This window comes from Nostoc sp. FACHB-110, from assembly GCF_014697425.1.
Lineage (GTDB): Bacteria > Cyanobacteriota > Cyanobacteriia > Cyanobacteriales > Nostocaceae > Nostoc_B.
Map to the genome: position 1 here is coordinate 1 of NZ_JACJRU010000029.1, position 20,737 is coordinate 20,737.

The following is a 20,737-nucleotide window of genomic DNA, read 5'->3' on the forward strand; positions in this document are numbered from 1 at the left end:
TTATCATTAACTAGAGCTTGTTGCGAATGGATGCTCTTTTTCTTTTACCACAAATTGCTACATTCTTTGTAAGATAAGCATTTTAGACCATTTTGTCCCCCCGCAAGGTTGTACCTACACCCAACGGAGATGTTTATATTGGCGAACAGCATCCGATAGTAATGGTAGCTGGCCCTTGTTCTGTTGAGAATGAGGAAATGATTGTTGAGACAGCTAAACGGGTAAAGACAGCCGGAGCCAAGTTTTTGCGTGGTGGAGCCTACAAACCCCGCACTTCTCCCTATGCTTTCCAAGGGTATGGAGAGAGTGCGTTGGATTTGTTAGCAGCAGCGCGCGAAGCCACAGGTTTGGGGATCATCACAGAACTGATGGATGCGGCTGATTTACCAGCACTATCCAGAGTGGCTGATGTCATTCAAATAGGGGCGCGCAATATGCAAAACTTCTCGCTGTTGAAAAAAGTAGGCGCGCAAGATAAACCTGTGCTACTCAAACGGGGGATGTCTTGCACAATTGACGAGTGGTTGATGGCGGCAGAATATATCCTGGCTGCGGGAAATCCGAATGTGATTCTTTGTGAGCGTGGTATTAGAACCTTTGATAGTAAATATGCTCGCAATACCTTAGATTTGTCAGTCATTCCAGTGTTGCGATCGCTCACTCATTTGCCAATCATGATCGACCCAAGTCATGGTACAGGTAAATCGGAATACGTACCTTCGATGGCCTTTGCTGCGATCGCAGCTGGTACAGATGCTTTGATGATTGAAGTTCATCCTAATCCAGCTAGAGCCTTATCTGATGGGCCACAATCTCTAACACCAGAAAAGTTTGATCGATTATCACAAGAAATGTCAATCATTGGCAAAGTTGTTGGACGTTGGCCTCAGCCTGCTTTAGTTAATTGTTGAAATTAGTTGGGTATGTAGACTTTGTACAGGCTTTCTCTGGGGTGGGTGTAAGTAAGCAAAACACTTACACCCCACACCCAAAAGCTAGCCTCATGAAAAACGGGTACTTGTTTAATCCCATACAGCAATAAATTTTTTCACTACAAAAAATAGGAGGATAATTTTTCATGGCAGACTCAGTTGATGCTGGTAATAACAATCCACCTACTGGTAATCTTGGTGAACTTCTTCGTCAATCACCCTTTGGTGTTTTACTCGAGATTCCAGGTGTGACGGAAGAAGATATAATTCAAGCTTTTGGCAAAGCTACTGCTGGTATAGGCAACCCCTTTGGTAATGGGGATAACGCATCAAATCCAAACGAAGGCCCCTATGCTGGCAATCCCTTTGCTAACTTTGGTAATCCAAATGCCCCTGGTAGTCCCTTGACTGGCGGTGTCAATCCTTGGACTCCTATCAATCAGGTTGGTCAAGATCCTTTCAGTGGTGTTGGTAATCCTTTCGCAGGTGGTAGCGGTAATCCGTTTGCAAATGGCAATCCTTTCGGGGATGGTAGCAGCAACCCTTTCGCAGGTGGCAATGGTAATCCATTCGCAAATGGTAATCCTTTTACAGGTGGCAATCCCTTCACTAGTGGTGGCGGCTTCCCATTTGCTTAGTAGCAGTAAGCAATAAATAAAATTTGTCTAAAAAACCGCAGTTAAACACAAATATTCCATATTTGATTATTTATGTTTAACTACGGTGTTTTTGGAATTAATTTATTAATCAAAAAGAAAAAAATGTTGTACCTAGCAAAAAAGAAGTCATTGTTTATTACCTAAAAATATCTTAATTTGGATAAAAATATTGTTAATTATAAATCAAAATATTGCTTTATTAAAAACGATTAAAAATATTTTTTTATTGTTATAAAAAATACTTGAATTCAAAATAGGAGATTAATGCTGATGGAAGAGTCTGCTGTTAACCCCTTCGGTTCAGGTAATCCCTTTCCTGGCAATAATGGCAGTCTGCCTCAGCCGCCTTTTGCAAACATATCAGATTTTGTGAAATATATACCTGAAGGTGTGAGTAATCCTTTTACTAGCCCTAGCACACTACCTGGTGGAATTAACCCGTTTGCAAGCGATGGTGGAAGTCGATTTGAACAGTTAATTTTTGGTCGCTTAAAGGGAATTCTCGGTGAAAACTTCTTTGATGGTAGTAATAAACCATTTGTAAATAGTGGTGGAAATCCTTTTAACTTAGGTACATCGCCTTTTAATGGAAATATTACGCCTGTTGGTAATAGTAATAAAGATTTTGGTGTAAATAACGCAACTATTGGAAATTTCAACTCAATTTATGGCAGTGAAAGTGCCACCATTGGTAATGGCAATTGGAACTTTAGCCGTAACAATACAACAATTGGTAATGGTAATTGGAAGTTCGGTAGTAACAACACAGTAATCGGTAATGGGAACTGGGCTTGGGACGATGGAACTGATAATTCAACTTTAGGGAATGGTAATTGGCAATTTGGCCAAAAGAATCAAACTGTCGGTAATGGTAATTGGAACTTTGGTCAGGATAATACAACCGTTGGTAATGGTAACTGGCATTGGGATGAAGGAATTAATAATACAACTTTAGGGAATGGTAATTGGCAATTTGGTATCAGTAATAAAACCCTTGGCAATGGTAATTGGGATTTTGGAACTAACAATATAATTATTGGTAATGGTAATGTAGTTTTCGGCAGTGGTAATATAATTATTGGTAATGGTATTAGGTTGCTAGAGGGCAATAACACAAAAATTGGTGTTACTAATAATGACATAAATTTCGATTCATTACTGCAAAACACCGAGAGCGATGTTAATAGTTTAATCAACTCCCTGGTTGGAATATTTGGCAAAGATTTCACTAAATTAACTGGTAATTTTAATAGTTCTCAAACTCAGACTTTCGACAGATTAGTTCTTTCTAGAAATATTGATGGAAATAACAGTAATATTTCTAATCAACTTGACCAGTTTTTTAACAAATTATTTGGTGGAATTCCATTCGATAAATTGCCTTATCAACCTGGAGATTTTCAATCTGTTCCAGAACCTTCAGCTGCAATACCACTAATAGTGTTTGGCTTTTTATTTTTGCTACTGTCTAAGTTCAAACTAAAAATATTGCCAAAAGGTAAGTCGGCTACATATAGCATTTATAAATAATAAGATACCCCATTTCTTCTTTAAGTCGGGTATCTGAGCCTTTGTCGTTCAAAGATGGGTTTGCTTGTTGACTTTGGTCGTATACTACAACGTCGGAAACTTTTTGTAATTAGTGCTGTCTATCAGACTAATACATTAGTTTATCAGGAATTTATATGCGATCGCCTATCGTAATCGGTACAGGTTTACTTGTATCTTTAATTTTGAATGCTCAAGTATTCGCGCAATCTACAGTAAAGCTACCACAGCTAACTGCCCAAACACCTACTCAACAAATCTTAAAGCAAAATACTCAAAAACTGCGTTCAGGTACTATTACTTTGCAAAGAACAGCCTGTTTTGGTACTTGCCCAATTTATAAAATCACTATCTTTCCTGATGGTAGAGTAGTCTACGAAGGAGAGCGTTTTGTTAAAGTTGTCGGTAAAAGAACTGCCAGAATTAGTCCTCAAGCTGTCAGAAAATTAGTTGCAGAATTTGACAAGCTCAATTATTTTTCGCTATCTGATAACTATCAAGGTGGGCCTACAGATCAGCCTTCAGCAATCACCTCTCTAACTATCGGTAAACAACAAAAAACTGTTAATCATTATCTCGGCTCACCCAATGCATCGCAAGCATTAACAGCTTTAGAAAATAAAATAGATGCTGTTGTTAATTCTCAGCGTTGGATTGGTTCAAAAAATGACCCAGCACCAAATCCTCTTGATGCAAATTCCACTCAACTAAAAGTTAATCGCCAGTTGTGGAATCAGCAAAAGTTGAAAGATTATAGCTTTACATTCAGCAGAAGTTGTTTTTGTGTACCCAAAGCTACCCAACCAGTAGTAATTACAGTTCGCAATGGTCAAGTTGCTTCTATTACTGCTGTCAACAACAAAGAACCAGTTGATGCAGAATTATTCCAACAATATAATTCAATTCCTAAATTGTTTGGCATAATTGAGGATGCAATTTCTAGAAAAGCAGCTAGTCTTCAAGTTACATATAATCCTAAACTTGGCTATCCTACGCAAATCAATATCGATTACAATCAACAAATCGCTGATGAAGAATTATTCCTCACCATTAGCAATCTGCAACCATTGAATTAATTTAGTAATTCTCAACTTATTTGAAGTGACGCGATAGATTAAAATCGCGTCGCTTTTTTATATCATTTCTTGATGAATAGGACTTACGCAAAAAAACTCTCAAACTCTCATTTCTCCGTGAACTCTGCGTCTCTGTGGTAGCCTGCGGCAAGCCGCTATCGCGTCTACGATTTTTCGTAGGCTGTGCGTAAGTCCTAATGAAGATGCAATTTATGGCTTTTTGTAGAGATATCGTATGTATATTTAATCTTTAATTTGGTAAAAAATAAGTATACAAACCAGATATTTGTTATATGTTTTCTTGGGCAATTAATTGTAATAATGCAATGAATTTAGACTAATGGAACCCAATTTTTTTTAGTTAGGTTCAATTAGTTTTAGGTCGTAAAAGTTCCAAAATGTTCCTATCAGGGCAGAGTGTTCAATACCTTGAATCCGATTTCGGACTGCCACCATTGATAAAGGGTTGACTAGATAAATAAATGGCAGATACTCCTGAGTAAGGTGTTGAGTTTCTGCATAAATAGCTTTGCGTTTTGTTTCATCTGCTTCTGAAGTTGCTTGCATATATAAATCACCAATTTTCTGTTCCCAGGCTGCTATTTCTCGCCCAGTTATTGGCGTTTGTCCTGGTGGGGATGGTGAATTGAAAAAGTGCCAACCAGCATCAGGAAACCAAACATTAGCCCAATCATTGGGTTCTTGACCGACTGCTACATCAAGTAATTGACACTCCCAATCAAAAGTTTGAGTTAATTTGTTAATGAAAATGTTAGTAGCTACAGGATTAAAATCAATAGTTATGCCAAGGTCACGCAAATTTTCTTTGATAATTACTCCCATTGACTGTAAGATATTATTACTAGCATTTGTTGTGAGAATAAAGCGAACAATATTTCCTTTATCGTCTAATAGTTGACCTTGATTGTTATATTTAAATCCGGCTTTTAGAAGTAGTTCTTTGGCTTTTTGCAGGTTATATTCATAGACTTTTAAGCCTGATTCAATCGGTAAATGATATTTGCTTTGTATTGCGATGGGTGAATTTTGTAGTTGACCTAATCCTCTATAGATATTGTTGAGGATTTGTTGGCGATTAATTGAATATGCGATCGCTTGTCTAAATTCTGTTTGATTAAACCATTGAGACTTGATTGGATCGACCAATGGTTTGCCATTTCTACTACCTTTATTGAGATTAAAAGTAATAGCACTTGAACCTATAGAAAGACCGCCATTATAAATAGTAAACTTTCCTTTGCCTTCTTCATGTTTTAGTAATGAAAAGTAATTTGTATTCACATTGATGTAATCCAATCCACCAGAGCGGAATTGCATTAAGGTAGTATCTTGATTGGGAATAATTTGGGCAATTATACGTTCAATATAAGGTTGGGAATTGCCTTGAGCATCTTTACGCCAGTAATAAGGATTTTTCCGAAAAATTATTCGTTGGCTAGGAGCATAAGATTCTATGGTGTAAGGGCCGTTGACAATAATTTTTTCTGGTGGGGTATCTGTTCCCCAAGTCGATAGAAATTTAGGTCTACCTTCTTTGTCTTTTTGCTTAACACTTTCTCTGAAGATATGGGCTGGTAAAATTTCTAGTCTCGTTGCTCTGATAAATGGCGCAAATGCTTCAGGTAATGTAAATTCAACACGCAAATCATCTAATTTACGTACTTTGGGAAATGTACGATTTTTGCCAATCAAAAAGAGGTCTTTAGCATAAGTAGGAATAGCTGGATTGGCATAAATTTCATTGTAAGTAAACACTACATCTTCTGCAGTTAGTGGCTTACCATCTGACCATTTCAGACCTTTACGGAGGGTAAAAATGAATTGTTTTTTATCTGGTGAAGTTTGCCAAGATTGGGCTAGACAAGGTTCAATTTCTCCTTGCCCATTTTCTTTAACTAATCCTTCATAGTTAAATAGTAAAGTATAAGCTGATTCGATGATTAAAGCGGGGTTAAAAGTTGTGGGTTCAGTTGGGACAGGAAGAATAATTTGAGATACTGGGGCTGCTTGATTTATTAAGTTGATTTGATTGGAGATAATTATAGCGATCGCACTTACAAACACTAGAAGAATTACTAGCCAACGATGACGTATTAAAGTAGAAATTTTATGATTTTTTAATACCTTCAAATACGACATCTGCCACCACTCCGCTATTGCTGTTTCAGCAGCTTGAAATAACAAGCTATTAGCATCTTCTAATAAAGCTGGTATTTTGTCAGCATGGGGATTATGACGCAATACCGTAGGGAACTTCTAGCGGCACTGGCCCTAATAAACCCTTACGGAAATCTGTCAAAAGTTGTCTTGCTGTTCGCTCAACATCACCTTGGTAACGATGCGCTGCTAAAGCTTCTAGATATGATTCTCCTGTATAGGATGTAGATTCTAGTTTGTAACGTAACTCGAATGGTGATTCTGGTAGCAAATTATTTTCTGTAATATGAATTTCATTGAGAAAATCTACTAGTGCTGATGCTACTAACTGGTTATCATAAGCTGCTTGGCCAATGTCATCACAAATGGCTAGTTTCAAGGCTGCGGCTTGATTTTCTAATCGAGAAGGAATGACACCAGGTGCATCCAGCAATTCTAGCTGCTCGGATATTCGTACCCAACGTAGTTGCCTTGTAACACCTGGACGCGCAGCACTTTCTACGACGCGCCGTCCCAACAGGCGGTTGATTAAGGCTGATTTGCCCACGTTGGGAAAACCAATGACAACCGCACGCACAGGACGAGGTAACATTCCCCTATCGCGTCTTCTTTGATTGAGTTCTACTCCGGCGGCTTGCGCTGCTTTGGCTATCGCCGTGACACCTTGCCCCTGTTGAGCATTGGTAAAATAAGGCACTTCACCTTTACTTTTAAACCAATCTGTCCAGAGCGATCGCATTTGGGGTGTAATCATATCTAAGCGGTTGATTACCAAAATCCGCGTTTTATTCCCTACCCATTCCCCTATTTGCGGATGGTTTGTCGCTAAGGGAATACGTGCATCGCGTACTTCTAAAACTACATCTACTAGCTTTAGCTGTTCTTTGAGATTCTTTTCCGCTTTAGCAATATGGCCTGGATACCATTGGATTAAATTTAATTTGTAATTGTTTGTGATAGCCATATTCAATCAATTAGCGTGTGGGGAGTTCTTCAAGGGTAGAGGTTTAAAAATCATACAGTCAAGAGATGAGACTTTTGCAGAAATCAGATGATGCTTACTCAACTGATGGCTTCCACCCCTAAACTAAAAGCCTAACTTCCCACTCCCTAAATCCTTAGGGGGATGGATAATACTGCACATTGATAAACTTGTAAATCACCCGATTGGGCTAACCTAATGGGCGATGTTTTGAAGATATTACTTATTATAAATTGTGAAGTCTAGAGAAAATCTAGATTTCAGGATGAATATTCACTCCTAAACCAAATTTGCAGACTAAGCTACTTTCATTAACTCCCACACTTGGTTGAAATTATGGTTGAAATTAAACAAATCGTCCAGCAAGCTTTCCGCAATGGTTATTTAAGTACGGCCGAGCAGAACCAGATCCAAGCTTTATTGCGGACAAATTATGATTCAGAAGATTTAGATGCTTTTATTATTTTGCAACGCGCGATCGCTGCTGGGGAACTTCAGCGAGAGCCACATCGTCGCAAAGCTTCTAACTCTATCCATAATCAGGATACCGCATCCAACATTAAACTAGCTTATAAAATTGCCGCAGAACTGGCCTATACAGCAGCACTAGCTTTGTCTCTGCCCAAAAATACACCAGACCAGCCTTCTTTAGGGGCGTAAACAACTAAAGCTTAAAAGGCAACAATTTGCTTTGAATTCATTCTCAGCACTTTGCTATATATCAGCTTCCCAAGGTTGGCTTGCGGAAGCATCCACTGAGCAGATGCAATAATTAGACAATCATTAAATTTTGACAGATCAAGCAGACTCAAACACAGAATACTGAAAACAAGAAACTCCTTTGGTATCAGCCTTAGCAACAACTAGAACAAAAATTTTTAATCCTTAACAAAGTCAGAGATACTTTACAAACACAGTATAAAGAATTGGCAGCATTGGATAAAGAGAGTGAACAATAACCATAGCTGAACTTTGAGGTTTGCTAATCTATGCAGCCAATTCGCACATTCAATGTTTCACCTTCGCTACCGCAGCGTTTAGAACCGCTACGGCGGCTAGCATATAATTTGCATTGGGATTGGAATGTTGAAACCAAAGATTTATTCCGCCGTTTAGACCCAGATTTGTGGGAATCTAGCCGTCATAACCCCGTATTAATGTTGGGTACTATCTCGCAAGCACGGCTGTCTGAGGTAGTGGAAGATGATGGCTTTTTAGCCCAAATGGATCGCGCCGCACGTCAATTAAACGATTATCTGCAAGAGCGCACTTGGTATCATAAACAACGTAGCCAAAAACCAAAAGAATGTTTTGCTTATTTCTCGGCTGAATTTGGTTTAGTTGACTGTTTACCAATTTATTCTGGTGGCTTGGGCGTTCTGGCTGGGGATCACCTAAAGTCTGCCAGCGATTTAGGATTGCCGCTAGTGGGTGTAGGTTTGCTGTATCAACAAGGGTATTTTGCTCAATACCTCAATGCTGATGGTTGGCAACAAGAACGCTATCCCATCAACGACTTTCATAATATGCCTGTGCACTTAGAGCGTAATCCTGACGGTTCAGAATTGCGAATTGCTGTTGAATATCCTGGGCGCAAGGTATACGCCAGAGTTTGGCGGGTACAGGTGGGTGTGGTTCCCTTATATATGTTGGATACCAACGTTGAACCGAATAACCCCTATGACCACGACATCACAGACCAACTCTATGGTGGTGATATCGATATGCGTATCCACCAAGAAATTATGCTGGGGATTGGTGGTGTGCAAATGCTCAAGGCTTTGGGCTACGATGTCACGGCCTATCACATGAATGAAGGTCACGCCGCCTTCTCAGCTTTAGAGCGCATCCGTAACCTGATTCAAGAAAAAGGATTGAGTTATGATGAAGCCAAACAAGTAGTCATGTCGAGTAATATCTTTACTACTCACACACCAGTACCAGCAGGGATTGACTTGTTCCCTCCCGATAAAATGCTGTACTACCTGGGGTACTACGCAGATATCTTTGGCTTGCCTAAGGAGCAATTTTTAGGACTAGGAAGAGAAAATACTGGGGATTTATCTGGGCCATTTAGTATGGCGGTGCTGGCGTTGAAGATGGCCAGTTTTTCTAACGGTGTGGCACAACTGCATGGTGTGGTGTCGCGGCAGATGTTCCAAGGTCTGTGGCAAAAAGTACCAGTGCAAGAAGTCCCAATTACCGCTATTACTAATGGTGTTCACGCCCGCAGTTGTGTCGCCAAATCAACACAAGAGTTGTACGATCGCTACTTAGGGCCAAACTGGTCATCTGTACCATCAGATAATCAACTGTGGGAACGGATGGATGCTATTCCCGATGAGGAATTATGGCGCAATCACGAACGTTGCCGTTTAGATATGGTACTGTTTGTCCGGGAACATCTGGTCAAGCATTTACGCGATCGCGGTGCTTCATCTTCGGATATTGCCCAAGCTCAAGAAGTTTTAGATCCTAATGTTTTGACTATTGGCTTTGCCCGGCGGTTTGCTACCTATAAACGCGCGACTTTGTGGATGCGTGATTTAAAACGTATTCAACGCATTTTACTAGGTGATAAACATCGCAAAGTCCAATTTGTCATCGCCGGGAAAGCCCACCCCAAAGATATTCCCGGTAAAGAGCTTATTCGTGAAATTAATCATTTTATCCGCGAACACCATTTAGAAAAACAGGTTGTTTTCGTTCCTAACTACGATATTCATATATCTCGGTTAATGGTTGCAGGTTGCGATATCTGGTTAAATACACCCCGTCGCCCCCGGGAAGCTTCCGGTACTAGCGGGATGAAAGCAGCCATGAATGGATTACCCAATTTAAGTGTTCTTGATGGTTGGTGGGATGAAGCTGATTATGTGCGGACAGGTTGGGCAATTGGTCACGGTGAAAACTACGACGATCCCAATTACCAAGATGAAATAGAAGCCAACGCGCTCTATGATTTATTAGAGAAGGAAGTTGTGCCGCTATTTTACGATCACCGCGATGAGGATGGTTTACCCCGACGTTGGGTTGCCAAAATGAAAGATGCAATTCGCTTAAACTGTCCTTTCTTTAATACAGCGCGGATGGTACGCGATTATGCTCAACGGGCTTATTTCCCCGCTAGCGATCGCTATCATACTTTAATTGCCGATAATTACGCTCCAGCGAAGGAACTAGCCGCTTGGAAAGAAAACCTCAGCGAACACTGGTTTAATATCAAAATCAAAGATATTGATATCTCAGCCAGTGCTGAGATTGAAGTCAATCAAACCGTCGCTGTCAAAGCCAAAGTTGACTTAGCAACATTAAACAACAATGATGTGCAAGTTGAACTTTACCAAGGTGCGATCGATGCCAACGGTGATATCGTCAATGCTGTACCAGTAGTGATGGAATACCAAGGACAAGACGACCAAGGTTTGAGTATTTATACTGCTGACATCATCTACACTACCTCTGGTTTGCAAGGCTTATCTTTGCGCGTGTTACCCCAGCACCCGCATTTATCTAGCCCTTATGAACCACGCTTAATTGCTTGGGCAGAATAGAGTGCTGAGTGCTGAGTACTGAGTACTGAGTGCTGAGTGCTGAGTGCTGAGTGCTGAGTGCTGAGTGCTGAGTACTGAGTGCTGAGTACTGAGTGCTGAGTACTGAGTGCTGAGTGCTGAGTAATAAAATACTTCAGACTTATTAGCACCGTAGGTGCTATCTTCACTCAGCACTCAGCACTTTCAACTCAGCACTAATTGAGGGATGACAATATAACCTGTAGTGCGATCGCCTAATACCAAATTACGTTGTTCGCCCCAATACCACCAGTATGCAGCTACATAGGCACAGATTACACTATCGAGTTTGTCTTCGATGGCTTTGAGGGTTGTACCAGTACAAGGCGAAAGGAAGAAGTCAAAAGGAAAAAGATGGGATTGTGACGCTGTTAACTTTTGATTGATTTTGAGGCTGGGTTCTAAATTCGGTAAGATTTCGAGAATATATTGATAAAGTTTGATTAATTCTAAGCGGCGCTCGTTGATGCGTCCTTTTTTATATTTGAGAATGCGTTCTAAACCAAATAAATGCACAATAGCTGGGTGGGGAAAAACTTCGATTTGATATCTGCCAATTTTTTGAGGTTCAATAGTGGCTGCATGAACAAAACCACGGGCTTCTAATTCTAAACCAAAGTTAATCGTGCGCTCGGCAAAGGGGAGATTTTGATTGGCTGGATAGCAGCCTGCATGATATTTGCCAAAATATTTATGACTGAGTTTATCTGGTAGGCGGCTACCTGTGGCGTTAGGGATCAAAGTTGGTGCATCGACAGCAATCATCGCTGGTTCATCTAATTTTACCCAGTTATCTAACCAAGCGAAAATATCCGCGATCGCTTCTTGCCGATCTAAATTAATTAATTGCAATTGTCCATCTGTTAATTCTAAACAACATAAACCACTTGGTTGCGATTTCCACCCTAAATCAATACCGATAAATTTCATGGTTCTGGCTGATGTAGCCGTTACTTCTAGCATTTGGTACAAGTTATTAAGACCACATCATACTTTAGGAGAGTTCTGCCCTAATTTTCTCAGTGACCAAGCCCCGTTGGGGCGGGGTGTGGGGTGTGGGGTGTAGTGAAGAAAAAGCCCCAACAACCATTGTTTACAGGTTAAGTGCTACCAACACAGTTATTCACACTCAGCCACCGCCTACCCCCCACACCCTGTTGCTGACGAGAAGTTGCACTCGCTCTGAAAAGGCTGGTTTAAATGGCATCTTCACCCAGAAACGGGTTTCAAATTATCTACTTTGAAAATTTGCCGATGAATTTACTTATGAAGCAACGCTCATATATGATTGTAGGATTTTTCCTCAGTTTACTTTTAAGTTTTCTGCCCCTGGCAAGTAATTTGCTGATTCCCGATACAGCAGTGGCATCTGTAGCTGGCTTATCGTTGAATCAAGGTGTACAAAAAACTGTATTAGATAATGGCTTAACCGTATTAACCAAAGAAATTCACACTGCGCCTGTGGTCAGTGTTCAGGTGTGGTATAAAGTCGGTTCGCGCAACGAAGGTAAAGGCGAAAGTGGTATTTCCCACCAATTAGAACATTTGATGTTTAAGGGTACAACAGACCGTCCAGTACAGTTTGGACGTTTGTTTAGTGCCTTGGGTAGCCAGTTTAATGCTTTTACTAGTTACGATGAAACAGCTTATTTTGGCACAGTGCAACGAGATAAACTCCAAGCACTGCTGACTTTAGAAGCAGACCGGATGAAAAATTCCTTAATTGGCCCTGACCAACTCAAAAGTGAAAAACGCGTAGTTATCTCTGAGTTGCAGGGGTATGAAAATTCACCAAGCTATCGTCTAGACCGAGCAGTTATGCGCGCAGCTTTTCCCAATCGAGCCTATGGTTTAAGTGTGGGCGGAACAAAAGCTGATGTAGAAAAATTTACGGTTGAACAAGTACGAAATTATTACCAAACATATTACAGTCCTGATAACGCAACTTTGGTAATTACAGGTGACTTTGAAACAAAACCTGTGCTGAAGGCTGTGCAAGAGACGTTTGGCAAGCTGACGAAAAGACAAAATGCCATAGTCGAGCATCAAAAAACAACCACTAGTCAAAATCCCCAACCCCCAACTGCCAACTCTCAACTCCCCACTCCCATAGTTCTTAAGGAACCAGGAAGTGCGTCATTATTACAAGCTGTGTATCCTTTGCCAGATATCAACCATCCTGATGTACCAGCAATTGATGTGATGGATGCGATTTTGACAGGCGGACGCAGTTCTCGCCTGTATCAAGCTTTGGTAGAGTCTGGTCTAGCTAGTTCTGTCAGTGGTGCAGCAGCAGAATTAATCGAACCTGGTTGGTATGAAATTGATGCCACAGCTGCACCTGGTCAAAAGTTAGAGAAAATTGCTCAAGTTATGCAAACATCTCTATCACAATTACAACAAAAAACAGTCAGCCAGGAAGAATTAAACCGAGCTAAAACTCTACTGCAAGCTTCGTTTGTTTTGAATAATCAAGACATCACTAGCCAAGCCAGTCAATTGGGATATAACCAAACGGTGGCCGGAGATTATCGTTATATTGAACGATACCTGAGTGCGATCGCTAAAGTTACTCCACAAGAGGTGCAACGCGTCGCTAAAACTTACCTCGTCCCAGCCAAGCAAACTATTGGTTATTTTGAACCAACTCAACCAGACGGTAAACCAGGAACTTCTAATGCTGGTACTGGACGGACTGCGGAAAACTTTAGTCCTGGTCAACCTGTAGACCCGGCGGAACTAGCCAAATATTTACCCCCTGCGAATTCAGCCACACAGCCAAATCAACAGCCACTACCCCAGCAGTTTTCTTTAGCCAATGGTTTGCGTGTCTTGTTACTCCCTGACAGCAGCCTCCCCACCATTAATATTAGCGGTCACATCGATGCGGGTTCTGAATTTGATAGCAATCAAAAAGCTGGATTAGCCAGTTTGACTGCGGAAAATTTAATGAATGGGACAAAAGCCAAAAATGCTTTAGCTCTGGCAAAAACTTTAGAAGACCGAGGTGCAAGTTTAGATTTTAATGCCAGCCGGGAAGGTGTGAGTATCAATGCTGAGGGATTATCCGCAAATTTATCAACTTTAGTGCAAACTTTGGCAGATGTTTTGCAAAATTCCAACTTCCCCCCTGACCAGTTAGAACTGAGTCGTCAAAGAGCGCTGACTGGTCTGCAATTGCAATTAGATGATCCCAATTCTTTAGCAAGGCGAGTCTTTCAACAAGCTATTTACCCAGCGAATCATCCTTTTTACAGCTTTCCTACAGTGGAGAGTTTAAAAAATATCTCTCGTGAGGATGTGCTTGGTTATTACCGAGAACACTACCGACCAGATACAACCACACTGGCTTTAGTGGGTGATTTTGATTCTAATAAAGTCAAAGAATTGTTAAATCAAAGTTTTGCAAAATGGCAAGCTCAAGGTAAAGCGCCTGCTGTGAATTTGCCGCAAGTCGCATTACCAGAGACATCAACCCGCCTAAATAAAGTGATTCCTGGCAAGGCTGAGGCTGTAACCTATATTGGCTACAACGGTATTTCACGTAAAGACCCACGTTATTACGCGGCTTTGGTCTTAAATCAGATTTTGGGTGGTGATACTTTAGCTAGTCGTTTAGGAACAGAAGTACGCGATCGCCTTGGTTTGACCTATGGTATTTACAGTGGTTTTGCTGCGGGGATCAATCCTGGCCCGTTCTTAATTGAGATGCAAACCGCACCTACAGATGCCCAAAAAGCGATCGTTAGCACTTTGGCTTTACTCAAACAATTGCGCGAACAAGGCATCACTCCAGCCGAATTAAACACCGCTAAACGCTCAATTACCAATGGCTACCCTGTAGATTTAGCCAACCCCAGCGACGTTGCCAGCATCATTGTCAATAACTCTGTTTTGGGGCTTTCACCTACGGAAATTCGGGAATTTCCCCGACGCATTCAAGCTGTAACTATGACTCAGATACAGCAGGTAATCAAAGATTTAATTCAACCAGAAAAAGTGGTCATTGTAACCGCAGGCCCTGGAGATACAGCATCCAGTACTAATTAATCAAGACTGATAATTCTAGGGGTGAACAGCAGTTCACCTTTTCTTTGCTTTTTATACTACTGCTAATCAGTAAATTTATAGTAGTATATTTTTGTTAGTCTGAACCAACCATTCAAGACCCAGTGCCAAGCAACCCTTTCAGAATTAGGACTTACGCATGAAAACGCAAAATCAAGGACTTGGAATGTAAGCATTCTGGATACATTCATTCCTCCGACTATTGTGCCTAAGTCAATACAGTTCAGTTAAGCAGAAAAGTAGGTTGGGTGGAGCGATAGCGTAACCCAACAACGTTTTGAGGATGTTGGGTTTCGTTCCTCAAACGCCAGTTGCTTCATGTCGGGGAACCCGCCCAACGCACTGGCTCCCCAACCTACACCAGAATTGGTTTTTAGTCTTAACCCAACCGTATTGGTGCATAAGTCCTAATTTTTCTTCGTTTGGTTTAGGCGAATTTAAGATCCCTCTAACCCAAATACACAGCAGGGCTAATAACTCTGCTTTACTGCCTTTTTTCAAGGTCGGAGTCTTATTGTCTATAAATATTAAGTATGCAAAATTTATGTTTAACTAATATTCTGTTTTGCTAAATAGACCAGGAAGACAGGGTGGGATCAATCTCAAATATGCAAGTCAAAATTCTCTCACACGCTAAAAGTTGGTTATCAAAAAAAGCTTATGCAACCAAGTACTAAAGAAACTTACCAAAAAAATAAACTTGCGGGTACTTTTTGGGAAATACCGCCTGCGCTCAAATCTGCAAATTTTTCTTGCTTTGTTATCGGTGAAAGCTTATCTTTTTTTGGGTCTTGGATGACTCAAATTGCCTTAATATGGCTGGTTTATCAATTGACTAATTCAGCATTCTTAGTAGGCATAGCTGGATTTACAAATCAAGCGATGGGATTAATTATTACGCCTTTAGTTGGCGTTTTATTAGACCGATGGAACTTACGCTATGTCTTATTAACAACCCAGTTAGTTTCTATATTGCTATCTTCTATTCTGACTTTTTTAACTACTAATAATCAAATTAGCGTCGCGGCAATTATTATTATTGGAACATTACAAGGTATAGTTAAAGCTTTTGATTTACCTGCACGTCAAGTTATTATCCCGCGACTTGTAGATAAGAAATCAGACACTTATAGTGCAATGGCTTCCCATTCTTTTTTAATTAATACTGCTAAATTTGTGAGTCCGATGATAGGGGGAGTCATGATTGCGCGCAACGGCGCAGCTGCTTGCTTTTTTGTAGATGCTATTAGTTATTTACCGTTTTTGTCAGCAATTTTGACTATTCAAGTTAAGCCACTCGCCAATCAATCACTGTCAGCTAAATCTAAAATTTGGCAAAATCTCAAAGAAGGTTTTATATTCGCCTATGAATTTTTGCCTATTAAGTATGTTTTGATGCTGCAAGTCATAATTTGTTTTATGGCTATGACTTATGTTAATTTAATCCCGATTTTTGCCAAAGAAGTGTTGCAAGGTAATGCTGAAACTATGGGATTTTTAATGACTGCTTCTGCTTTAGGTTCTATAGTTGCGGGTCTTTATTTAATCTCAGGGCAAAAAGCTCATATATTAGTAAAAATCATTGCCTTATCAACAATTGTTTTAGGGATTTCGTTAATAGTTTTTTCCCGGATAAATCAATTGGAATTTGGCTTATTATTGATATTTATCATCGGGATGACTAATACCCTCACATTAGCTTCTATTAGTAACTTTATCCAGTTAGTCTTAGTAGAAGAAGATAAACGAGGTAGAGTGACTAGTATTTTCACAACTGGATTCTTAGGAATTTTGCCTTTCGGTAATTTATTTTTTGGTAGCTTGACTAGTCAAATTGGTGTAGCAAACTCGCTATTATTTGGTGGGGTTTTTTGTATATTAGGCGGTTATATGTTTGCCAAACAAATGCCTACGATCAAAAAAATAGTCGAGCCGATATATGCAGAAATGGGTTTAATCAATCCTCATAAGCAGGAATAGGCAGTAAAAATAACTTGTAATTTTATCTAGCGGCTATTGCTATATGGCGTATAATTTTTACGAGTAAATATTGCCAAAATTAGTTAGTATACTTGTAAACTTGCTGTAGTAGCGGGAAATGCGATCGCACTTCCCGCTACACTAATTATTAATAAAGGTTTACACCCAAAGCTTTGCGGCAGATGTGTTACGAATCGTACTGACACATCTGACTAGGTGTATTTCAAAAATCAAATATGAATCTTATAGATAATAGGTATCACTAGTGATTCGTCATTTTGCTGGCCACACCTATGAAATTCCCATTTAAAAGACTTGTTCGCAAGCAACGACAACGTTCACAACCCATTGTGCATCTGAGATTTCGCAATGGGAATTTCGAGATTATGGGTTTGAATGTATGGCACTCTTATTGGCGCGATCCTTATCACTTACTGCTGACAGTTCCTTGGACTGGCTTTGTCTTACTGATTTGTATTTTTTATATAGCTATTAATACTTTATTTGCCATTGCTTATTTTTTAGGCGGAGACTGCATAGCTAATGCTCGCCCAGGTTCTTTTTTAGATGTATTTTTCTTTAGCGTCCAAACCTTAGCATCTATTGGCTACGGAGCAATGTACCCGAAGACAAATTACGCCAATATGATTGTCACTATCGAAGCCATTATTGGTGTGATGGGAATTGCTGTGATGACAGGATTAGCATTTGCGCGGTTTTCCCGTCCAACTGCGCGTGTCATATTTAGTCGAGTTGCTGTAATTGTACCGCATGAAGGAGTGCCGACGCTGATTTTTCGCTCTGCAAACCAGCGACGCAATTTAATTTTAGAAGCGCAAATGCGGGTTTATTTAATGCGCGATGAGATTACAGCTGAAGGTCAATTTATGCGGAGAATTTTTGACTTGAAGTTGCTCAGACAGCAAACACCGGGCTTTGCTTTAAGTTGGTCAGTCATGCACGTCATTGATGAGTCTAGCCCTTTGTATGGGATGACATCAGAATCTCTTAGCCAAACCAATAGTTTATTGATGATTTCTTTGACGGGTATTGACGAAACCGTTGCCCAGGTGGTTCATGCGCGTCATTGTTACAATGCGAATAATATTGTGTGGAACAGTCGATTTGTCGATATTCTACATCATGCCAGTGATGGACATCGTTACATCGATTATGAGCATTTTCATGATGTTTTGCCTTTGGAGTAAAGATAGGGTCAAGGGTAAACAGGTAAAGTTTTGATTAAGATTTGGTGTTAATAGCGATCGCATTTAATAGACAAATTCATAGATTTATTTGATGATTAATAGCTTTTACATAGATAATTATCTTTTCTGAGAAGATGATAAGGCTCGGGTAAATAAATGTGCTTGAGAACTACATTCATTGTATTGAAAGCATTCTAGCGAATTTATTCCCGATAGTTTTTTGCTATTTAATTTGACTGTAATTCCTGACACCCAATAAATAAAGGGCAAGTATTTTAACCAAATTCAACAATAAATTAATTTAACTTCACATAATTTTCTTTTAAACCCTCGTAGATTACTTAGGTAATCACCGATGTTGTCATTAAATCGGTTAAACCCGCCAACACTCCTGAGTAATATCAATTAGTTTTTGGCTGCGATATTTTTTGCCAGTGTGCGATCAATAAAATAAAATATGAACCGTAAATCTTTGCCTTTTAGCTCTTCTCCAGCGCGGATGGTTGGTAGACGTTTACTAGCTGCTGCTTCCATTGGTTTAATCCTCAACTTACACAATTACGAAGTCTTAGCGCAAAGTTCGTCTATAAACAGAACAGTCTCCTCTGACGCTGTTAACGAGTCATTTAGAGATGTTCAGTTTAAGACTTTGCCTGCCAGCCAACTGAAATCACGGTTGCCAAGAGATTCAGTTAGTGCCCCTCTGAATGCTCCCTTAAAAATAGATGCGATTAATGGTTTTCCTGGTGCAGTGAAATCTTCGCAAGGTGGCAGCCCGCTACCTGGTAATGTTGCCGGGGAGTCTAGTTTAGCTTCGCCTTTATCCTATGGCACTTCTCAAGTACCATTCTCTACCTCCCGTGTTATCGGTGGTACTACTAATCCAGCTGCGGCAGACCCATATCGTCGCGCCGGCAAGTTGTATATGGCTTTTGACGGAACTACTTACAACTATATTTGTTCAGCCTCGTTGATAGGCAGAAGCTTGCTGATCACAGCGGCACACTGTGTGCATAATTATGGGCAAGGAAGTGCAGGGTGGGCAAGAAGAGTTAAGTTTGTTCCTGGCTACGATAGCCGTTACTCTGCCGTTGAGTATGAAAGCTCTTCCTTTTTAATTCCTACTCCCTACTTTAATGGAACCGATACCTGTACCCAGGTCGGTGTTGTTTGCAACAATGATATTGCCTTAGTTGCACTCAACAACGACAGTTCAGGCCAACAGGCAGGTAATCGTTATGGTTGGTATGGCTATGCTTGGAATGGCTATAGCTATAGCGTACCAGACACAGGTTCTCAAGGTGTCTTTGGCAATAAGCTATTTGCGGCTATTACTCAGTTAGGGTATCCTGGCTCTCATGACTCAGGCTTGAGGATGCAAATCAATACTGCTTATGGAGCTTACTATGCCACTGGCGACCTGAAGAATACCTGGTTAGGTTCAGCTATGACTGGTGGTTCTAGTGGTGGCCCTTGGCTAGTTAACTTTGGTCAAGATGCAGAAGGGGCTGACTATGGCACTGCAAACTTGCGTAACGTGGTTATTGGTGTGACAAGCTATGGTAATGTTAGCCAAAAAAGACAAGGCTCATCCTGGTTTGGACAAAATAAACAATTTCCGAATACTGCCTACGGAACCCGTGGCGCAGGAAACATTGGCAAACTTGTGTATGATGCTTGCGATAACCCTTCTCTAAGTGGCTGGCAACTTCAAAGTAGAGGTCGTTGCAGATAAGCTGTAATCTCTATCGTGAGATATTTTGTAGCTCTTGCTCGCTTTAGATATATCACCAACCATAGGGGTATATATTGAAATTTGTATGCCCCTGTTGGATTATTCATCAGATTTGATTAAAACATCATTAAATCAACCTACTTTTGCTCAACTCCAGAGCTTTTTTAAGGAACATACGCAAGGGGTTTGTCTGTCGGGATAGTTATGTCCATCATTGCTACCTATAGCTCATCAATCAGATTTGCTTCAGTCACTAACAGGGTGTGGGGGAAAACTGCTGCTACCTGAAGCTTTAACTTTGAAGGGTGTAAGCAGTCTTGATTCAGTTAGCTTTTGGTTAAAATATTATGAAGTTTGCCCTAGCTATGAGTTTTGCTTTATTAGCTTGTAATGCTTCTTTCTCTCACCAACTACCTCAAATGTCATCTCAGCAATCTTCCACAGTATTTCAAAATTCTTCTTGGCGACTTGAGCGTTGGGAGAGTCAAGGCTCTGCTGTTGCACTTGTACCTCAAGCAGCAGTATCTCTGCATTTTCAAGATCAACAGGTAAACGGGTTTGGAGGATGCAACAATTTTGCAGGCTCTTTTAATTTGGTGAATGATAAATTTTCTGTTGGTGCTTTGGATGCAACTCAAAAAGGATGTGCTACACCGATAATGAATCAGGAAAATCAATTTTTAACAGCACTCCAATCAGCACGCCGTTATAGTGTAGATGCTACAGGTCGTCTCTCGTTGTTTTATGGCTCAGATGACAGTGAAGGAATTTTATATTTTTTGCCGACAAAACAATAGAT

The 20,737-nt window shown here is 40.3% G+C and carries 16 protein-coding genes; 12 read left to right on the forward strand and 4 right to left on the reverse strand.

What is annotated here, in order from left to right:
* Positions 1-92 precede the first annotated feature (92 nt).
* From aroF to H6G69_RS22570, 4 genes are all read left to right on the forward strand, one after another.
* A complete protein-coding gene (aroF, locus tag H6G69_RS22555; RefSeq protein ID WP_242072148.1) occupies positions 93-911 on the forward strand; it encodes a 3-deoxy-7-phosphoheptulonate synthase in 819 nt (272 codons plus the stop codon).
* Positions 912-1,078: 167 nt separating this feature from the next.
* Positions 1,079-1,570: a hypothetical protein gene (locus H6G69_RS22560; RefSeq protein WP_190691364.1), complete on the forward strand. Its 492-nt coding sequence runs from the start codon at positions 1,079-1,081 to the stop codon at positions 1,568-1,570.
* A 291-nt stretch (positions 1,571-1,861) separates the two neighbouring features.
* Positions 1,862-3,121, forward strand: a complete 1,260-nt coding sequence (locus H6G69_RS22565) for a hypothetical protein (protein ID WP_190691365.1) — start codon at positions 1,862-1,864, stop codon at positions 3,119-3,121.
* A 155-nt stretch (positions 3,122-3,276) separates the two neighbouring features.
* The gene (locus H6G69_RS22570; RefSeq protein ID WP_190691366.1) at positions 3,277-4,215 is read left to right on the forward strand and encodes a DUF6174 domain-containing protein; all 939 of its coding nucleotides are present in this window, start codon (positions 3,277-3,279) and stop codon (positions 4,213-4,215) included.
* A gap of 357 nt (positions 4,216-4,572) precedes the next feature.
* Here H6G69_RS22570 and H6G69_RS22575 read toward each other — a convergent pair whose 3' ends face one another.
* Together H6G69_RS22575 and ylqF are read right to left on the reverse strand one after the other, a co-directional pair.
* Positions 4,573-6,375: an ABC transporter substrate-binding protein gene (locus tag H6G69_RS22575; protein WP_190691434.1), complete on the reverse strand. Its 1,803-nt coding sequence runs from the start codon at positions 6,373-6,375 to the stop codon at positions 4,573-4,575.
* A 91-nt stretch (positions 6,376-6,466) separates the two neighbouring features.
* Entirely contained in the window at positions 6,467-7,357 is an 891-nt protein-coding gene (gene ylqF, locus H6G69_RS22580; protein ID WP_190691367.1) for a ribosome biogenesis GTPase YlqF, read from the reverse strand.
* A gap of 354 nt (positions 7,358-7,711) precedes the next feature.
* Here ylqF and H6G69_RS22585 point away from each other — a divergent pair, with 354 nt between their 5' ends.
* Positions 7,712-8,035 carry a hypothetical protein gene (locus H6G69_RS22585; RefSeq protein ID WP_190691368.1) on the forward strand — a complete coding sequence of 108 codons (324 nt, stop codon included), beginning with the start codon at positions 7,712-7,714 and terminating at the stop codon, positions 8,033-8,035.
* A 329-nt stretch (positions 8,036-8,364) separates the two neighbouring features.
* On the forward strand, positions 8,365-10,929 hold the full coding sequence (gene glgP, locus H6G69_RS22590) for an alpha-glucan family phosphorylase (RefSeq protein ID WP_190691369.1): 2,565 nt from the start codon (positions 8,365-8,367) through the stop codon (positions 10,927-10,929).
* A 183-nt stretch (positions 10,930-11,112) separates the two neighbouring features.
* Here the strand turns inward: glgP and H6G69_RS22595 are convergent, their stop codons facing one another.
* Positions 11,113-11,877, reverse strand: a complete 765-nt coding sequence (locus H6G69_RS22595) for a DUF429 domain-containing protein (protein ID WP_190691435.1) — start codon at positions 11,875-11,877, stop codon at positions 11,113-11,115.
* 92 nt (positions 11,878-11,969) lie between these two features.
* Here H6G69_RS22595 and H6G69_RS22600 point away from each other — a divergent pair, with 92 nt between their 5' ends.
* The 3 genes from H6G69_RS22600 (at position 11,970) to H6G69_RS22610 (ending at position 16,995) form a co-directional block, all read left to right on the forward strand.
* Positions 11,970-12,191 carry a hypothetical protein gene (locus tag H6G69_RS22600; protein WP_190691370.1) on the forward strand — a complete coding sequence of 74 codons (222 nt, stop codon included), beginning with the start codon at positions 11,970-11,972 and terminating at the stop codon, positions 12,189-12,191.
* A 22-nt stretch (positions 12,192-12,213) separates the two neighbouring features.
* On the forward strand, positions 12,214-14,997 hold the full coding sequence (locus H6G69_RS22605) for a pitrilysin family protein (protein WP_190691371.1): 2,784 nt from the start codon (positions 12,214-12,216) through the stop codon (positions 14,995-14,997).
* 678 nt (positions 14,998-15,675) lie between these two features.
* Entirely contained in the window at positions 15,676-16,995 is a 1,320-nt protein-coding gene (locus H6G69_RS22610) for an MFS transporter (protein WP_190691372.1), read from the forward strand.
* Positions 16,996-17,078: 83 nt separating this feature from the next.
* Here H6G69_RS22610 and H6G69_RS34450 read toward each other — a convergent pair whose 3' ends face one another.
* Positions 17,079-17,201: a hypothetical protein gene (locus tag H6G69_RS34450; RefSeq protein WP_277883438.1), complete on the reverse strand. Its 123-nt coding sequence runs from the start codon at positions 17,199-17,201 to the stop codon at positions 17,079-17,081.
* Positions 17,202-17,288: 87 nt separating this feature from the next.
* Here H6G69_RS34450 and H6G69_RS22615 point away from each other — a divergent pair, with 87 nt between their 5' ends.
* From H6G69_RS22615 to H6G69_RS22625, 3 genes are all read left to right on the forward strand, one after another.
* The gene (locus tag H6G69_RS22615; protein WP_190691373.1) at positions 17,289-18,203 is read left to right on the forward strand and encodes an ion channel; all 915 of its coding nucleotides are present in this window, start codon (positions 17,289-17,291) and stop codon (positions 18,201-18,203) included.
* 457 nt (positions 18,204-18,660) lie between these two features.
* A complete protein-coding gene (locus H6G69_RS22620; RefSeq protein WP_190691374.1) occupies positions 18,661-19,938 on the forward strand; it encodes a serine protease in 1,278 nt (425 codons plus the stop codon).
* Positions 19,939-20,285: 347 nt separating this feature from the next.
* Positions 20,286-20,735: an META domain-containing protein gene (locus H6G69_RS22625; protein WP_190691375.1), complete on the forward strand. Its 450-nt coding sequence runs from the start codon at positions 20,286-20,288 to the stop codon at positions 20,733-20,735.
* Positions 20,736-20,737 lie beyond the last annotated feature (2 nt).

Bases quoted from the DNA above. Each gene is read 5' to 3' on its own strand.
- H6G69_RS22560 (WP_190691364.1), top strand. From the start codon at position 1,079: ATGGCAGACTCAGTTGATGCTGGTAATAACAATCCACCTACTGGTAAT.
- H6G69_RS22565 (WP_190691365.1), top strand. From the start codon at position 1,862: ATGGAAGAGTCTGCTGTTAACCCCTTCGGTTCAGGTAATCCCTTTCCT.
- H6G69_RS22570 (WP_190691366.1), top strand. From the start codon at position 3,277: ATGCGATCGCCTATCGTAATCGGTACAGGTTTACTTGTATCTTTAATT.
- H6G69_RS22575 (WP_190691434.1), bottom strand. From the start codon at position 6,375: ATGTCGTATTTGAAGGTATTAAAAAATCATAAAATTTCTACTTTAATA.
- ylqF (WP_190691367.1), bottom strand. From the start codon at position 7,357: ATGGCTATCACAAACAATTACAAATTAAATTTAATCCAATGGTATCCA.
- H6G69_RS22585 (WP_190691368.1), top strand. From the start codon at position 7,712: ATGGTTGAAATTAAACAAATCGTCCAGCAAGCTTTCCGCAATGGTTAT.
- glgP (WP_190691369.1), top strand. From the start codon at position 8,365: ATGCAGCCAATTCGCACATTCAATGTTTCACCTTCGCTACCGCAGCGT.
- H6G69_RS22595 (WP_190691435.1), bottom strand. From the start codon at position 11,877: ATGAAATTTATCGGTATTGATTTAGGGTGGAAATCGCAACCAAGTGGT.
- H6G69_RS22605 (WP_190691371.1), top strand. From the start codon at position 12,214: ATGAAGCAACGCTCATATATGATTGTAGGATTTTTCCTCAGTTTACTT.
- H6G69_RS22610 (WP_190691372.1), top strand. From the start codon at position 15,676: ATGCAACCAAGTACTAAAGAAACTTACCAAAAAAATAAACTTGCGGGT.
- H6G69_RS22615 (WP_190691373.1), top strand. From the start codon at position 17,289: ATGAAATTCCCATTTAAAAGACTTGTTCGCAAGCAACGACAACGTTCA.
- H6G69_RS22620 (WP_190691374.1), top strand. From the start codon at position 18,661: ATGAACCGTAAATCTTTGCCTTTTAGCTCTTCTCCAGCGCGGATGGTT.
- H6G69_RS22625 (WP_190691375.1), top strand. From the start codon at position 20,286: ATGAAGTTTGCCCTAGCTATGAGTTTTGCTTTATTAGCTTGTAATGCT.